The organism is Pseudoclavibacter sp. Marseille-Q434 (assembly GCF_050315415.1).
Classification (GTDB): Bacteria; Actinomycetota; Actinomycetes; order Actinomycetales; family Microbacteriaceae; genus Pseudoclavibacter.
Genome location: NZ_JBNPQH010000001.1, coordinates 1172052 through 1187907, shown reverse-complemented (window position 1 = coordinate 1187907; position 15856 = coordinate 1172052). Strand labels below are relative to the sequence as shown.

The window sequence follows — 15856 nt, the reverse complement described above, 5'->3', positions numbered from 1 at the left end:
AGCGAAGAACCAGCCGAAACCCCGGTCAGTAGGGTTGTCGCGTGAGCTACGCGATCTCGATGACCATCCAGACCCAACTCCGCCGAGAGCGGCCCGCCTGGGTGACCGAGTACCTGCAAGCGGTCGTCTCCAAGGACCCGGCTGCAGGCCGCGGCCGCGGCCCTGACCTGGCTGCCGGTGCACCGCACTACCAGTGGGCCGAGTACCTGCCCGAGCGCGACTGGTTCACCGGCGTACCCTGCGGCCTGGCCCCCGGCGTGACCGCCGACACCGAACGGTTCTGGCTCGCCTCCGACTTCCACGACGACTTCACCCAGCACGACACGTTCTTCATGGAACTCATCGCCAACTACACGGCGGAAGACCGCATCATCGGGTCCATCTGGAACGACATGTCGGCGACTAAATTCACGCAATACGCCGCCATCGGCGGAGACCTGCACCTGCTCTCCGTCGACGGCGGGTGGCACCCCGCGAACAGCGAGTCGTAGCAACGCGCACACGTTGCGCGCCGCGCCAAAGGGCGCAAGAGCGCCTACGCGTCGACGACGCCCGTGAAGCGAGTCCCGATGCCGTACGAGAACTCGCGCGTCGTTCCAGGGGCAGGGTCCGGCAGCTCGTCGAGATCGTGGTTGTCGCACGACATATACGTGAACTCCGGCCACCACTTCTTTGGCCGCACTTTCTCGACCGTCCCGCACACCTCGCACGTCAGCGTCGCCCACACGGGACGCTTGCCCGTGCGGTTCGCGCGCGACTGAGCGAGCCACGCAGGCGGATTCGCATCCAGTTCCGCCAACGCCTCCTCGGCGATATACGGGGGCAGGCCGTTCCGCTTCGCCATCTCGAGCGGAATGTCGAGACGGATCGCGGCGTCATGTCGGCTGAGCTTCATCCCGACAGCCTAAAGCCAGGCTAGAGGGCAGGCGCGCCAGCAGCATCCGCCGCCGCGCCAGCGGCAGAGCCAGAAGCAGAACCAGCAGCCGGCAGTGGCGCGAGGTACCGAGCGAGGCTGTCATCGAGTTCATCCACCCACCTCGTGTGGTGCGTGGATGCGATCGTGCCCGTCATGACGGACCGGTAGGCGCGATCGCGGTACCCCATGATGTCCTCGGACTTGTCGTGCTTCCACTCGAGGAAGATCTCCACCACCTCGTCCAGATCGAACATCGGATAGTCGGTCGCCTCGATCAGATCGCGCACGTAGTCGGCCTGGAAGCGGATCTCATCCGCAGCCCCACCGATCGCGTGGAAGCGCTCGAGCCACGCGTCGATGTCGGCCTGCCGCGCGTCCACTCCAGGCAGCACGACATCGCCCAGGATGACGTCGCGCACGAACCACGCCTGCGCGTCGAACATGTTGAACGTGAACCACTGGTCCTGCGCACCCAGGTAGAACAGGTGCGGGTTCTGCTCCCACACGACCCCCTTGTAGAGGCCCTCCGGGTACACGTTGTTGGGGGAGTCGAGCGCCAGCTCGTTCGGCAAGAACGGGTACTTGTGCAGATACCCCGTGCACAGCACAACGGCGTCGAAGTCCTTCTCCGTGCCATCCGCGAAGTGGGCCGTCGAACCGTCGAACTTCGTCACCAGCGGACGCTCCTCGAAGCCGAGCGGCCAGTCGTACCCCATCGGCGCCGTGCGGTAGCTCGCCGTCACCGACCGCGCACCCATCTTGTGCGCCTGGCTGCCGATGTCCTCCGCCGAATAGCTCGACCCGATCACCAGCACATCCTTGCCACGCAGGTTCTCCGCGCCACGGAACTCGTGGGCGTGGCTCACCTGGCCTGGGAACGTCTCGAGGCCCTCGAACGACGGCATCTTCGGGAACGAGAAGTGCCCGGATCCGACGATGACGCGGTCGAACACCTCACGGCTCGTCTTCTTCGACTCCAGGTCCTCGCTCACCAGCGTGAACTGCTGCGTCGCCTCATCGAGATCCACCCAGCGCACCACCGTGCTGAAGCGCACGTGCTTGCGAACACCGGCCCGCTCGACGCGGCCCGAGATGTAATCCCACAGCGCGGGGCGCGGGGGATACGACGAGATTGGTCGACCGAAGTGCTCGTCGAAGCTGTAGTCGGCGAACTCGAGGGCCTCCTTCGGCCCGTTCGACCAGAGATTGCGATACATGCTCGAGTGGACGGGCTCGCCGTGCTCGTCGAGGCCGGTCATCCACGTGTAGTTCCACTGGCCGCCCCAATCAGCCTGCTTCTCGAAGCAGACGATCTCAGGGATCTCCCGCCCCTGCTCAGCTGCCGACTCGAACGCCCGAAGCTGTGCCATGCCGCTCGGGCCCGCACCGATGATCGCAATTCTCATGTTCTGTTGTTCCCTGGTTCTGTATGTCTGGTCGAGTTACGTATGACGAAGTACTGACCACCAGGTTAACAAGTCGCTCGATGCAGCGACGAAGCGGGTCGAAGCCGGCGCACCTCGCAGAGGGCGGGGCACCGGATGCGCGGCTCACGGCATGCAGACCGCCGAGTCCGCCTCGGGCTCCGGCCGCGACGACTCGTACCCGCCCGTCTGCACCGACGCGGCCACGACCGCCGTCCCCATCGTCGAGAATGTGTACGTCGTCGTGACCAGGGGCGTCGGCTTCGAAGGCGCCTCCGTGTCCAGCCCGTAGACGGAACCGAAGTCGGGCAGCTCCGGCAGATCCACCTTCGTGGTGCCCGTCTGCAGGTCCAGCTCGTGCTCGGTCGCGAACGCCTCCATCGACGACGCAGTCCAACCCACGTCGCTGCGCGTCGCGTCCAGGGCCGGCTTCAACTCCGACTCGCACCTCTCGGCGAGCGTCGCACGGAACGTCAACGTGAACGCCACACCCGTCGCGACGATCGCCAGCACGCACAGCACAACGCCGCCGAACCTGACGTAGCCGAGGTACGCGTCGCTCCAGTTCGGCTCGCGGTCGCGGAACATCCACCGCTGCCCCGTCGAAGCGGCGGATGCGGGCCAACCGGCCTGCCACACGCCGGCGGCGGCGAAGAGCGCGGCCAGCGCGAAAAGCGGAAGAAACTCCATGACGGCCGATGCTATGCCCAGTCCGCGGGCGGCCGTGGGCACCGTGAACGCGAAATCACGGCCCGCTCAACGTCAGCTCTCCGCGCGCTCAGCAGGCGCAGGTCATGCTCGCGAACTCGTTGAGACCCACGATCGCGAAGATGATGCCCGTGATCAGGAAGACCGGGGCCGTCAGGATGCCGCACCAGAAGCTCGGCGCCTGCTTCTCGCTCGGCAGGAAGAACGTCGCGATCGCCACCCCGATCGTCCAGACCGAGACGGGTGCGAGGAACGGCTGCTCGAATACCCAGATCATCGGCACCCAGTGCAGTCCGACGATGAGCAGCATGACGGGCGCCATCAGCTCGCCCTTCTTGCGCCTCAGCAGGATGAACGCCGCGATGAGACCGCCGACCACCTCAAGGGCCACCATGACGATGTAGATCGTGAACGGCACCGAGTCGACCTGCAGCGCCGTCGCGCTCGTCCAGTTCCGGATCGCCGTCGGCAGGGTGATGCCGACCAGCGCGACGCCGGCGAGGCTCAGCACGCCGAACACGATGCGCCACGCCCAGTGGCGCGGACGCTCCTGCGCCCACCCGGCCCACACGAACGTCGCGAAGCCGAACAGGGCCGCAGTGAAGATGACATCTCGCGGGAACTCGACAGACAGCATGCGCACCCCTTCATCGACGTGCCGCTCAGCCTAGGGGAGCGCCCCGGAGTAACTGCGAGTTCGCTCCGGGGAGAAGTGCCCGCGCGCATCTGCTCGAGCCGCTCGAGCCCGCCGGCTGCCCCGTCAGAGCACGTCGCGGATCGCGTCGAACGTCGCATCGGCGTCGTGCAGCCAGAATGGATGCCCGACCTGCGGCAGCTGACGCACGTCCCACCCCAGCGCCTCGAGCTCGGCAGGGATCGGCGCAGGGGCAACCGCCTTGCCCTCCGCCGAGAGCACCAGCGTCGACGGCACAACCGGGGCCGCGGAGGCGGTGGGGGCGTGTGTGATCTGATCGAAGATGCCGACCGTCATCTTCTTGTCGAAGCGCTGCTTCGCGCGCTTGTCCAGCACACGCGTCGCCTCCGAGTAGCGTTTGCTGTCGCCGGTGCCCGTCGCTGCGCTGGCCAGCATCACAAGCGGCAGCGTCACCCCGGACAGCGCCCAGAAGACGCGGGCGCCGACGCCCTCGCTCGGCAGTCCGAGCTTGAAGCCGGGGTCGAGGTAGATCGCGTGCCTCGGCAGCAGTCGCGGCACGGCGCGCACGAGCAGGGCACCCCCGAGCGAATGCCCGACCGCGCTGTGCAGGTCGCCAGGCAGGGTCTCGATGAGGTCGTCGACGAACTCGGCGAGACGGTAGCTCTGAGCCCGAGGACTGTCCCCGTGGCCGCGCAGGTCGACGGCGATCGTCGTGAACTCGCCAGACTCCGCGATGCGCTCGGCGAGCGAGCCCCACAGTTCGGCGCTCGCACCGATGCCATGCACCAACGCGACCTTCTTCGGTCCGTCGCCGGTGGTGATCGTGTGCAGCTTCATGAGAGCCTTCCCAGCAGGTCGGGGTGGTGGATGAGCGCGCGCCGCCCGGTCTCACGCTACGCGTCCGACGCGCAAAGACGCCTCGTGCGACCCTCCGGTCGCCTCGCGCCTCGCTGTTACGCTGAGCGCGTGTCGGAACCCGGGGTCTTCCTCATCCCGGCCCTCGCAGTGCTGGCTCCCCTCTTCGCGCGCAGCATCTCGCCCTGGGTCAAGGTGCCGATCGTCGTGTTCGAACTTCTGCTTGGCATCGCCGTCGGGCCGAGCCTCCTCGGCTGGGTCGAGAAATCGGACCTCCTCGACTGGCTCGCCGAGTTCGGCCTCGCGGCGCTCTTCTTCGTCGCCGGCAACGAGATCCGCTTCCGCAGCCTCGGCGGCGGACTGCTCGGGAAGGCGTCGCTCGCGTGGGTCGTGAGCCTCGCCCTGGGGCTCGCCGCCGGCTTCCTCATCGCGCCGGGTGAAGCGGCCGTCATCATCGCGATCGCGCTGAGCTCGACGGCGCTCGGCGCGCTCATCCCGATCCTCCGCGACGCTGGCGAGCTCGGATCACCGTTCGGCAAGGCGACGACTGCGATGGGCGCCGTCGGCGAGTTCGGACCCCTGGTCGCGATCTCCGTGTTCCTCGGCACCCGCTCGCCGGGCATCTCGGCGTTGGTGCTCGCGCTGTTCGTCGTCATCACGGGCGTCGCCATCCTCGTAGCCGTGCGCATGCAGCACGGGCACCTGCACCGGCTCGTCAGCGCGAGCCTCCACACCTCGGGCCAGTTCGCGGTGCGGGTGGTCATCTTCACGCTCGCCTGCCTCGTCGCGCTGAGCGCCATGCTCGACCTCGACATCCTCCTCGGCGCCTTCGCGGCGGGCGTCATGTGGCAGATCGTCATGCGCAGCGCGCCCGAGGCGGACCGCGAGGAGGTCGAGAGCAAGATCGAGGCGATCGCGTTCGGCTTCCTCGTGCCGCTCTTCTTCATCTACACGGGCGTCACGTTCAACCTCGACGCGCTGCTCGGCAGCGCGCAGGCGCTCATCCTGCTCCCCGTGTTCCTCGCGCTGCTGCTTGTTATCAGGGGTATCCCCGCGCAGCTGGTCGCGCCCAAGGGTGCGGCGCCGCGCGAGCGCTCAAGCCTCGGGCTCCTCAGCGCGACCGCGCTGCCCATCATCGTGGCGGTGACCGCCATCGGCGTCGACCAGAAGGTCCTCGATCCCGCCCTCGCCTCGTCGCTCGTCGGAGCCGGGATGCTCTCCGTGCTGCTGTTCCCACTCGTCGGCATGGCGCTGCGGCCAGCGGACGCACGGCGAACGTCGCGCGCGTCCACCTGACCCAAGGCGCGGGTCCGGGCATCCACACGGCAGATGACGCTCCGGTGGCGAACGAACCCGCGTTTGTCGTGTGGATGCGAGCCGCCGCGCGAGACGGGCCTAGTGGGGTGCGTGGAACGCGGTGATGTTCGCCGAATTCCAGCGCAGGGCATCCCATTCACCGTGGAACGTCAGCACGGTGATGCCTGACGTCGGGTAGCCGTGGCGGATCTCCCGCGCCAGGTCCGACTCCTTGTCGGCGGCCAACGCGATCGCCGTGCCCGACACGGTCGGCTCGTGTCCGATGACCAGCAACGTCTGCACCTCGGCGTCGGTCTCCTTGACCTGCTCGAGGTAGTCGTCCTCGCCACCCATGTACAGGGCACTCGGGAACTCGGCCGGCGCCAGGATCTCAGCAGTCTCCAACGTCTGCCGCGTGCGCGCAGCGGGGGAGCACAGCACCTTGTCGACCTTGGGCGCGTTCTCGCGCAGCCAGTCGCCCGCCTCCGCGGCCTCACGTACGCCACGGTCAGCAAGCGAACGCTGGCGGTCGTCGATCGTCATCGGATGCTCGGCTTTGGCATGACGGAGCAGGATCAGAGTGCGGGGCATGGAGCCAGCCTAGGGAACTCGACAGCGAACGCTGAGCAGGCTGACCGCGCGCGCTCGGAACGTGGCGGTTCCGATCTTGTCTCCACCACGCTGAACGAACAGATCCTCGACGAACGGCGCCTGAGATCGAACAGCGTTTATATCTTTGAGGTCTATGTCGGGTGACCGCGCTGGTCGAGAGTCGCGCGAACCGGGCGGAGCACGTCGTTCGGCGGGAACGACAGCGTGAACTCGACGTTGGGCACCGTGATGTCTCCCCAGTCGTCCCGCTTCACGCGGACGCGGACCGTCGACACTTCAGTGATGCGCACGCGCAACCACGCGCCGTTCTCCAAGCGCAGCTCATAGGCGTCGGCGAGATACCCGATTCCCAGATCATCCAGAAGCGTCTCAGCTTCGAACCAGTCGAGTGCCCCGGAGCATTCCCGTCCGAGCAGATCCATGACCACGAAACCATCGCCGTGCGGGCGCATCCAACCGAGGAGCTCACCGTCTCCACGGCGATGCTCGATCCAATCGCTGGGGCTCGTCACGCCACGATGCTACCCAGCACGCGGCCCGAACCATCGATCTGTGGATAACTTCTGCGAGGATTTTCCGGAGCCGCTACCTTGACGGCCATGCAACCAAGGGGGAAGCGCAGGCGGGCCATCGGCACCGTTCTGCTGATCATGTTCAGTCTCGGGGCGGCTGCCGGTGTGAGCGGATGCGCGCCCGAGGAAGGCACGACATCGAGCCCACCCCCGAGCCCCACCGCGACGGCCTCAACTCCGGTCCTGCCCAGCAACGAGGAAGCCCTGGCGATCGTGGAGGAGCTGGTGCCGAAGTTCCTGGCGGCGGAAGCGGCGGTCCTGTCAGGACAAGCCGAAGTCGAGAGCCTCAGTCCGGTGGCCACCGAAGAGCACCGCACGTCGATTGGTGAGTCCGCGGACGAAATCAAAAGTGCTGGTCAGACAGTCGTGGGTGCCGCGACCGTGTCGAACCTTGGCATCCAGAGCGTGAGCGCCGCCGACGGGTCAGTGCTTATCGCCGCCTACGGGTGCTACGACGTTTCCCATTTCAACATTGTCGACGCTGCTGGAATCAGTGCCCGGGCGCCTGACGTTCCTGACCGGTTCCCTGTCGTATTCGAGATTGTCAGCAGCCAGAACGGCTATAAGTCCAATGGGAGTGAACCATGGTCTGGCGCCAGTTTCTGCTCGTGAGCGCGGCAATCGTAACCGGCCTGGCTGCCCCTTCAGGGGCTCTGCCCCGTGCAGCCTGCGACTCTAGCGAACTCTTACTGGGTGCTTGCGGCAGTGTCTCTAACGACGGGAATGGCGTGAGCGTCAACGTCGAGGAGACCTACGTGGGGGACCCGGGTCCCTCTGACTCGTACGACGGCGGGGGCTCCGGGGATGACTACTCATCCGACGACAGCTGGGTTGACGGCGGAGGCTCAGGAGACGATACGAGCGGCGGTGGCGGCCCTCCTCCGTTCATACCGAACGCGAACGCGCTCGCATCCCCCGTGAGCTCCCTCGTCGCGCCAGCGACAGTGCAGTGCAGGGAGTGCGGCGGCGGCGGGGGAGGCGGCACCACCACGACCGCGCCGAGGCCACCCACGAGTTTCACGATCAGCGACGTGCTCACCCTCGCGCCCGCATCCGTGACCCTGACGGCCGAGCCCTCCACGTGGAGCATCGTCGGGACCCACACGAACTTCTACACGGCCGCCGCCCAGCACACCGCGGCCGGGAGCGTCCTCGGCCACCCGATCACCGTGACCTTCACCCCCACCACATACCGGTGGGACTACGGCGACGGCACCACGCAGGAGACGACAACAGCCGGCTCACCCTGGCAAGCACTCGGCCAGGAGGACTTCACCGCCACCGAGACGAGCCACGTCTACACCGAGAAGACGACGGTGCAGGCATCCGTCACCGTCGTCTACACCGCCGTCGTGACCCTCGCCAACGGCACGAGCATCCCCGTCACCGGAACCCTCAACCGAGCCTCGACCACCGTCACGCTGGAACTCTTCACCGCCGACACCGTCATCACCGTCGGCGACTGCAACGAGCACCCCCAGCAGCCCCGCTGTTGACCCGCGCAACCAACCCCGTCGTCGCTGACGCCGTCGCCGACGCAGCGACCCCGCTCACGGAGACCGCATCGGCCGCGTACCGGTACCCCGGATCCTTACTCGGCGCTCCCGAACACGACCGAACCATCGGGGAGCACGCTCCACCCAGGGTTGTGCGCCACCTCCCAGACGACACCGTTCGGGTCCTCGACCAAGCCGTGGAACACACCGCCGAAGTCACCCTCCTGCGGCACCTTCAACGTCACCCCACCGCCGGCGGCCATCGCCGACACCACCGCGACGACCTCCTCGCGGCTCCCCACGTTGTGCGCCAACGTCACACCGGACACCTGCGAACGATCCTCACCGGTCCCCAGATCGCGGTTGAACTTCTCCGCATCGAAGAACCCGAGCACCTGCCCCGCCCCGAGCTGGAAGAACACGATCTCGCCCTCAACATCGAGCAGCGGTTCCCAACCGAGCGCATCGACGTAGAAGCGCAGCGCATCGTCGAGATCGCGAGTCGCGAACGTCACGAAGTTCACCTGCTGCTTCACGAGCGACCCACAAACGCCGAAAGGTTCTCCAACGACGACGAAATGCCCTCCACGTGATCCGCCTGACTGATGCCGCTCGGCACGTCATACGCCGAGACCGTCACGAGCGTGCCACCCGGAAACTCCGCCAACTCCCACACCATCGTCATGGTGCCCGCAAACCGCGCATCATCCGACTCGAACACGACCTGCTGGGCAACGCGCTCACCCTCGACCAGCTCCACGAACACCGACTCCGAAACATCCCGCGACTCAGCAGTCTTGCCACCACCAACCGGAACCTCCGAATACGTGAGCTCCAGCACACTGCGCCCACCCACCCGCGGCTCGAAACGCGTGTACCTGCCCGTCATCCCCTCCGGCGGCAACCAGGTCTCCAGCGCCCGCTGATCGAGGAGCGCCCCGTAGACCTTGGATGCGCTCGCCGGCAGCACTCGCGAGACTCGGTCGACCCGTGGTTCGAAATCGCTCGTCATGCCCGGAAGCTAGCAAGCCGACTTGAAGATGCGCCGACCGGCCCCCAGAAAAGATTCTCAAGAACATTCACGGCACGTGTCGATTTCCCCGGCCGCCGTTCGACGCCATAGTAGACGGGTGCAGATCAGCACCCTGCAACCGGCCCTGCGGGGCTGCAGACAAGGAGAATCATCATGAAGTTCATGCTCATCATGCGTGCCACCGACGAAGCCAAGGCCGCCTACGAGAACACCGACTTCACCGAGATCATCAACGCCATGGGCAAGTACAACGAGTCCATGATGGAAGCCGGCGTCCTCCTCGCAGGCGAGGGCCTCGCCGACGACCTCAGCACCGCCTTCGTCGTCGACTTCTCTGGCGAGCAGCCCGTCGTCACCGACGGCCCGTACGGCGAGACCCACGAGCTCTTCAACGGCTTCTGGATCATCGAGACCGCCACCCGCGACGAAGCCATCCAGTGGGCCTCCCGAGCCCCGCTCCAGGGACCGGGGTCGAAGCTCGAAGTACGCCGAGTCACCGACATGAGCGACTTCGCCGGCCACGAAGACAACGAGTTCATCCAGAAGGAAGAGGGCTGGCGCGAGCAGCAGGCCGGCGCCTGAGCACACGCGGACACGGACGCGGGCAGAGGCCTCGGCGATGATCTCGGCAGAGCCCGGCGGCGGCCACGGAGCGGACAGCGACGACGTCGCCGCTCGCGTGCCGGGCCAGCCCGCGACCGCCGCCGCCATCGACGCCGTCTGGCGCATCGAGAGCGCCCGCATCGTCGCGACCCTCACGAGAATGGTCGGCGACGTCGGCCTTGCCGAAGACCTCGCGCAGGAAGCCGTCGCCGACGCGCTCACCCAGTGGCCACAGTCAGGCGTCCCGGTCAACCCGGGCGCCTGGCTCACCGCCATCGCCAAACACAAGGCCATCGACGGGTGGCGGCGCCGCGAGCGACTCGACGACCGCTACAGCGCCATCGCACGCGACCTGCGCGACGCGGATGCGACCGCAAGCGACCCCTGGGCGCCCATCGGCGACGACGTCCTCCGCCTCATCTTCGTCGCCTGCCACCCCGCGCTCTCCCGAGAGGCGCAGGTCGCGCTCACGCTGCGCATCGTGGGCGGACTCACAACCGACGAGATCGCGAGCCTCTTCCTCATCCCGGTCGCGACCGTGCAGCAGCGCATCGTGCGGGCCAAGAAGAGCCTCGCCGCCGCCAAAGTGCCCTTCGAGACGCCCGACCCGAGCGAGTGGACGCCGCGCCTCGGCGGCGTCCTCGCCGTCATCTACCTGATCTTCACTGAGGGCTACGCCGCCAGTTCCGGAGACCGCTGGCTGCGATCCGACCTCGCGGCGGAAGCCCTCCGGCTCGGCCGAGCGCTCACCAGCATGCTCCCCAGAGAGCCTGAGGTGCTCGGACTCGTCGCACTCATGGAGTTCCAGAGCTCGCGCTTCGGGGCGCGAGAGTCGGCCGACGGCACCCCCATCCTCCTCGCCGACCAGGACAGGCGACGCTGGGACCGCTCGGCGATCCTCCGCGGTCGCGCCCTTCTGTCCAGAGCCGACGCCCTCGGCAAGGGGCGCGGCACGTACTGCCTGCAGGCCGCCATCGCCGAGCGGCACGCCGTGGCCCCGTCCGTGCAGCACACCGACTGGGCGCAGATCGTCCTGCTCTACGAGGTGCTCGGACGCCTGGCCCCGAGTCCCGTCGTCGAACTCAACCGGGCCGTCGCCGTCTCCATAGCGACCGGACCGGCAACCGCACTCGCCATCGTCGACCGGCTCGGCGCATCCGGTGCCCTGGCCCGTGGCCCCCTGCTCGCGAGCGTGCGCGGGGAGCTGCTCTCGCAGCTCGGGAGGATCGACGAAGCGAGATCCGAGCTGAGCGTCGCGGTGGGGCTCACCGCAAACGAGCAGCAGCGTCGCGTGCTGCAGGGCAAGCTCGACGCCCTCGAAGCGCGCACCTGACGAGCGTCGTCGGCCAAGTCCCGACGCCGTCACCCGCGTCGGCCTGGGAGCCCCACCGGACGGCGCGGCCGGACGATCAGACTCCCGGACCGCGCAGCGCGATGACCAACTTGCGTGACGATCCGGGCCTCTGGGCTGGGTCTGGCCCGGAGGAGGCGGTCTCGTCACGCAAGCTGGTCAGCGGAAAAGAGCGGTGGGGGAGTCGGCCAGCTGGCCGGCGGTTCGGGTTCGTTCAGCGCCTACGCGCGCTCGAGGACGAGCAGGAACTCGACGGATCCGGTGGGCTCGACGGAGACGAAGCCAAGGTTCGGGGCTTCGACCCCGTAGTCGGCGAAGGTCACGGGGATGCTGCCGGCGACCTGCACGTTGTCACCGTCAAGGCCCGCCGTGAGGTCGATCGTCACCTGCTGGCTGACGCCATTGAGCGTGAGCGTTCCGGTGGCAGGGATCGTCGCCTGCGTGCCATCCGCGAGTCCGTCGAGCGCGGCGACTGGCTCATCCAGCGTGAAGGTCGCCTCGGGGTTCGCGGCGGTGTCGAGCGCCTCGCTGCGGAAGTACTCGTCGCGACGCTCCTCGTCGGTGGCGATGGATGCGACGTCGACCGTGATGTCGGCGGCCGTGAGCTCAGTCTCGGTGGTCGTGAGCGTGCCAGAGACGGTTTCGGTGCGGCCGGTGACGGTCACGTCCGTGCCATTGAGCACCTCATCCACCCGGTAGCCGGCGTAGGAGCCGGAGGCGACGGTCCACGAGCCAGCGAGTGTGCTGGCGTCGGCCGCGCTCGGGGTCGTCGACTCGATCTCGAGCGCCGGCGCCTCGGCGGCGGGCTCGGCGATCACGTCACGGTAGATCATGGGGCCGAACACTGCGGCGGCGATGCCGATCACCACGACAACGGCCGCGATGACGATACCGATGGTGGCTTTCTTCGATGGCTTCTTCATAGTTGTAGCTTGAAGCACTTTCCTATGGCTGGACTATGAGTCCTTGGTCGATCGCGTGAGGAAGCGGATGCGCGCTGAGGGGAGCCGAAGAGACTCCGGCACACACGGCTTCAGCACAAGCGCGGCGACTTAGGCTTCGAGCGCACCGCTGTGCGCGCAGCCGTGCTCGTCGAAAGGACCCCGGTGAACGACGCCAACGAGACCAGCAGCACGTCCGACCTCGCGTCCAGGCCATGGCTGGCCGCGTATGCCGATGACGTGCCCCACGACATCGCCGACGTGCGGGAGTCGCTCGTCGACCTCCTCGAGAACTCGGTGAAGCACTTCGGCTCTCGGCCGGCGCTCGAGTTCTTCGGCGCCGAGACCAGCTACGGCGAGCTCGGGGAGCAGGCGGCTCGTGCGGCCGAGGGCCTCCGCAATCTCGGGGTCGCAGCGGGCGACCGCGTCGCGTTGGTGCTCCCCAACTGCCCACAGCACGTCATCGCCTTCTACGCCGCACTCCGCCTCGGCGCGATCGTCATCGAGCACAACCCGCTCTACACGGCACGCGAGCTGCGGCATCAGTTCGAAGACCACGGCGCGAAGATCGCGATCGTGTGGGACAAGGTCGCCGATCTCATCTCGGAGCTGCCGAGCGACGTGGTCCCGGACACGATCGTCGCGGTCGACATGACGAGCGCGCTGCCATTCGGGAAGCGGCTCGCTCTGCGCCTCCCCGTCGCGAAGGCCCGCGAATCCCGCGAGGCCATGACGGCGACCCCCTCGGATCGCCGCGTGCTCAAGTGGGAGCGCGTCGCGAATGCGAAGCGCATCTCGAAGCGAGTGCCCAAGCCCGCACTGGATGACGTCGCCCTGCTGCAGTACACGAGCGGAACCACCGGCAGCCCCAAGGGTGCCATCCTCACCCACCGCAACCTGCGCGCGAACGCCGCGCAGGGCCGCGCCTGGGTGCCGGGGCTCACCGAGGGGCGAGAAGTCTTCTACGGCGTGCTCCCGCTGTTCCACGCGTATGGGATGACACTGTGCCTCACCTTCGCCATGAGCATCGGGGCGCGGCTCGTCCTCTTCCCGAAGTTCGACGTCGACCTCGTGGTCGCCGCGGCGAAGAGCTCCCCGCCGACCTTCCTGCCCGCTGTCCCTCCTATCTACGACGCCCTGTCGAGGGCAGCCTCGCGCAAAGGGGTCAGCTTCACGGGCATCCGCTTCGCGATCTCAGGAGCCATGAGCCTGCCCGTCAAGACCGTCGAACGCTGGGAAGAGGTCACCGGAGGGCTCCTGGTAGAGGGGTACGGCATGACCGAGACCTCGCCGGTCGCGCTCGGCAACCCGGTCGGCCCGACCAGGCGCCCCGGAACGGTCGGGGTGCCGTTCCCGAGCACGCACATCCGCGTCGTCGACCCGGACGACCCGAGCATCGACCGCGCCGCCGGCGAATCGGGCGAGCTCCTCATCCGCGGGCCGCAGGTCTTCCAGGGGTACTGGAAGCGGCCGGATGAGACCCGCGAGGTGCTCCTCGCCGGAGGCTGGCTCCGCACCGGCGACATCGTCACCGTGTCTGACGACGGCTTCGTGACGGTCGTCGACCGCAAGAAGGAGCTCATCATCACGGGCGGCTTCAACGTGAGCCCCTCCGAGGTCGAGGAAGCCCTCACGGCACACCCGGACGTCGAGGGCGCCGCCGTCGTCGGCCTGCCGCGCAGCTCCGGGGGTGAGGACGTGACCGCCGCGGTCGTGCTCCGCGACGGTGCCACGTTCGACGGCGACGCGCTCCGCGACTTCTGCCGCTCACGACTCGCGTCCTACAAGGTGCCCAAGCGGGTCGTGCAGGTCGAGGAGCTTCCGAAGTCGCTCATCGGCAAGGTCCTCCGTCGTCAGGTCCGGGACCGACTCGTCGCCAAGCGCAGCGAGTAGCGTCCCGCGGCCTGGATCCCGCACGGCCCGCGACTGCCGCCGGGAACCAGATGCATCACCGGACCGTCGGCTCCGTAGCGACGGCCTCGCGGGTGACCTCGGGTGCTCCGAGGCGCGCGTCTGCGGGTGCTGCTTGCGAGCGCGCGTCTGCGGGTGCTGCTTCTGAGCGCGCGTCGAGGCGCGCGTCGAGCCAGTCGAGCAGCACCTCGTTGACGGCGGTTCGGGCGAGGGGCTCGCAATGCGAATCGGCACCGTTGACGGCCGTGAACCGAACCAGCTCGGCGTCGGGCACGAAGCTGGCGAGCTCGTCGGACTGTCCCGGCCAGAACTGCTCGTTCTCCGGCGCCGTGATGAGCAGTGGCGTGGTGATCGAGCCGGCTAGCTCCGGGCTGAGCCGGTACTTCCCGACCTCCCGATAGACGGCGAAGTAGCCGGTGCTCGCATAGGGCTTGGCGCGGAAGTTCCACACGGCTCGTTCGGCGGCGCTGTGGCCGAGGCCCAGCTTCATGTACTGGTCGAAGTGCTTCGAGTCGCCCTTCGCCAGCTCGTGGCGCAGCGGAGACGGCAGGTGTCCGACCCAGGAGGTCGACACGTCCGTCACCCCGGGGTCGACGATCGCCGCCGCCACGCGGTGCTCGAAGGCCAGCGCCCGCGGCACCCAGTACCCCGCCTGGCTGACCCCGTAGACGGCGATGCGGGACCCGTCGATGCCGGGCAGGCCCAGCGCGTGGTCGATCACCGGCGTCAGGACTGCTTCGAAGTCCGGTCTGAAGTGGGTGCCGGCGACGAGCTGGCTCTGCTGACCCGGCCCGTCGAAGTACAGCACGGCGTACCCGCGGGCCGCCGCGGCCGCACCGATCGTCGAGTACAGATCCGTGAGCGTCCCGTCGCTGCCGTTGACCAGCACGAGCAGGGGCGACCGTCCGTCCCGCGGCGGCACATCCGGGCGCTGCAAGTACCCGGGAAGGGAGCCCTTTCCGTAGCGAATCGAACGACCCTCGAGAGGGACACGCCTGAGCGACGCGAAGCGGTCCCAGGCCGCGCGATGCATGGCAAACGCGTTGGCGTACCCGTCGGAGTCGCCGATGGCCGCGATCGCGTTGAGCGCGTGGCCGTAGTAGGCGGACGCTCGCAGCCACTGCGCGGCCGCGGTGGCGGTCCGCCCGTTGCTCTCGGAGACCTGCGCGAGCTGCTGCGTGGCCTGCGCTCTCGCGAACCAGGCCCTGACCCACGACTCCCGCTTGCCGTCCTCGACAGCGGCGAGCGTGGCGAAGATCTCCCCGAGGTCGCCAGCGCCTGCGCCGACGGATCCGAGAACGATCTTGGCTTCGAAATTCTGGTCTGCGTCGTGGAACAACGGCCGCGACAGTGCTGGATGGTGCGACATAGCCACATCATCCTCCTGTCGCCACCGGCCCGGTCCGATCCGCAGGGAGTTGGGAGGAAGCACCGGTCGCTAGGATGCCAGCACGGTCGCCGATCAGCGGCGAGCCCAGGGAGG

At 67.9% G+C, this 15856-nt stretch carries 18 protein-coding genes; 7 read left to right on the top strand and 11 right to left on the bottom strand.

Annotation, left to right across the window (positions count from 1 at the left end; translation table 11 throughout):
* Positions 1–41: 41 nt before the first annotated feature.
* Entirely contained in the window at positions 42–491 is a 450-nt protein-coding gene (locus ACQFZP_RS05705) for a hypothetical protein (RefSeq protein ID WP_211890572.1), read from the top strand.
* A gap of 44 nt (positions 492–535) precedes the next feature.
* Here the strand turns inward: ACQFZP_RS05705 and ACQFZP_RS05700 are convergent, their stop codons facing one another.
* From ACQFZP_RS05700 to ACQFZP_RS05680, 5 genes are all read right to left on the bottom strand, one after another.
* Positions 536–895, bottom strand: a complete 360-nt coding sequence (locus ACQFZP_RS05700) for a hypothetical protein (protein ID WP_104311770.1) — start codon at positions 893–895, stop codon at positions 536–538.
* Between the two features lie 20 nt (positions 896–915).
* Positions 916–2322, bottom strand: a complete 1407-nt coding sequence (locus tag ACQFZP_RS05695; RefSeq protein WP_211890571.1) for an NAD(P)-binding domain-containing protein — start codon at positions 2320–2322, stop codon at positions 916–918.
* 144 nt (positions 2323–2466) lie between these two features.
* Positions 2467–3030, bottom strand: a complete 564-nt coding sequence (locus ACQFZP_RS05690; protein WP_211890570.1) for a hypothetical protein — start codon at positions 3028–3030, stop codon at positions 2467–2469.
* 88 nt (positions 3031–3118) lie between these two features.
* Complete coding sequence (locus ACQFZP_RS05685; protein ID WP_211890569.1) at positions 3119–3685, bottom strand: hypothetical protein; 567 nt, start codon at positions 3683–3685, stop codon at positions 3119–3121.
* Positions 3686–3808: 123 nt separating this feature from the next.
* Complete coding sequence (locus ACQFZP_RS05680) at positions 3809–4540, bottom strand: alpha/beta hydrolase (RefSeq protein WP_211890568.1); 732 nt, start codon at positions 4538–4540, stop codon at positions 3809–3811.
* A gap of 129 nt (positions 4541–4669) precedes the next feature.
* Between ACQFZP_RS05680 and ACQFZP_RS05675 the strand changes: the two genes are divergently transcribed.
* On the top strand, positions 4670–5854 hold the full coding sequence (locus ACQFZP_RS05675) for a cation:proton antiporter (RefSeq protein ID WP_307852747.1): 1185 nt from the start codon (positions 4670–4672) through the stop codon (positions 5852–5854).
* A 99-nt stretch (positions 5855–5953) separates the two neighbouring features.
* Here the strand turns inward: ACQFZP_RS05675 and ACQFZP_RS05670 are convergent, their stop codons facing one another.
* Both ACQFZP_RS05670 and ACQFZP_RS05665 read right to left on the bottom strand, forming a co-directional pair.
* Positions 5954–6445, bottom strand: a complete 492-nt coding sequence (locus ACQFZP_RS05670) for a SixA phosphatase family protein (RefSeq protein ID WP_104252753.1) — start codon at positions 6443–6445, stop codon at positions 5954–5956.
* A gap of 152 nt (positions 6446–6597) precedes the next feature.
* Entirely contained in the window at positions 6598–6978 is a 381-nt protein-coding gene (locus ACQFZP_RS05665; RefSeq protein ID WP_307852746.1) for a hypothetical protein, read from the bottom strand.
* 78 nt (positions 6979–7056) lie between these two features.
* Between ACQFZP_RS05665 and ACQFZP_RS05660 the strand changes: the two genes are divergently transcribed.
* Both ACQFZP_RS05660 and ACQFZP_RS05655 read left to right on the top strand, forming a co-directional pair.
* Complete coding sequence (locus tag ACQFZP_RS05660) at positions 7057–7650, top strand: hypothetical protein (RefSeq protein ID WP_211890566.1); 594 nt, start codon at positions 7057–7059, stop codon at positions 7648–7650.
* Positions 7651–7766: 116 nt separating this feature from the next.
* Positions 7767–8534: a hypothetical protein gene (locus ACQFZP_RS05655; RefSeq protein WP_211890565.1), complete on the top strand. Its 768-nt coding sequence runs from the start codon at positions 7767–7769 to the stop codon at positions 8532–8534.
* A gap of 95 nt (positions 8535–8629) precedes the next feature.
* On the opposite strand, the gene ACQFZP_RS05650 is transcribed toward ACQFZP_RS05655, so the two are convergent.
* Both ACQFZP_RS05650 and ACQFZP_RS05645 read right to left on the bottom strand, forming a co-directional pair.
* Positions 8630–9070, bottom strand: coding sequence for a VOC family protein (locus ACQFZP_RS05650; protein ID WP_211890564.1), 441 nt, complete (start codon positions 9068–9070; stop codon positions 8630–8632).
* Positions 9067–9504, bottom strand: a complete 438-nt coding sequence (locus tag ACQFZP_RS05645) for an SRPBCC domain-containing protein (protein WP_307852744.1) — start codon at positions 9502–9504, stop codon at positions 9067–9069. The genes ACQFZP_RS05650 and ACQFZP_RS05645 overlap by 4 nt, the downstream gene beginning before the upstream one ends.
* Positions 9505–9720: 216 nt before the next feature.
* On the opposite strand from ACQFZP_RS05645, the gene ACQFZP_RS05640 reads away from it, so the two are divergent.
* A complete protein-coding gene (locus tag ACQFZP_RS05640; RefSeq protein WP_211890562.1) occupies positions 9721–10149 on the top strand; it encodes a YciI family protein in 429 nt (142 codons plus the stop codon).
* A 37-nt stretch (positions 10150–10186) separates the two neighbouring features.
* Positions 10187–11503, top strand: a complete 1317-nt coding sequence (locus ACQFZP_RS05635) for an RNA polymerase sigma factor (RefSeq protein ID WP_211890561.1) — start codon at positions 10187–10189, stop codon at positions 11501–11503.
* A 239-nt stretch (positions 11504–11742) separates the two neighbouring features.
* On the opposite strand, the gene ACQFZP_RS05630 is transcribed toward ACQFZP_RS05635, so the two are convergent.
* Entirely contained in the window at positions 11743–12444 is a 702-nt protein-coding gene (locus ACQFZP_RS05630) for a YceI family protein (protein ID WP_179556857.1), read from the bottom strand.
* Positions 12445–12627: 183 nt separating this feature from the next.
* On the opposite strand from ACQFZP_RS05630, the gene ACQFZP_RS05625 reads away from it, so the two are divergent.
* On the top strand, positions 12628–14355 hold the full coding sequence (locus tag ACQFZP_RS05625; protein WP_211890560.1) for a long-chain-fatty-acid--CoA ligase: 1728 nt from the start codon (positions 12628–12630) through the stop codon (positions 14353–14355).
* A gap of 55 nt (positions 14356–14410) precedes the next feature.
* Here ACQFZP_RS05625 and ACQFZP_RS05620 read toward each other — a convergent pair whose 3' ends face one another.
* Positions 14411–15742, bottom strand: a complete 1332-nt coding sequence (locus tag ACQFZP_RS05620; RefSeq protein WP_211890559.1) for an alpha/beta hydrolase family protein — start codon at positions 15740–15742, stop codon at positions 14411–14413.
* Positions 15743–15856: the final 114 nt, after the last annotated feature.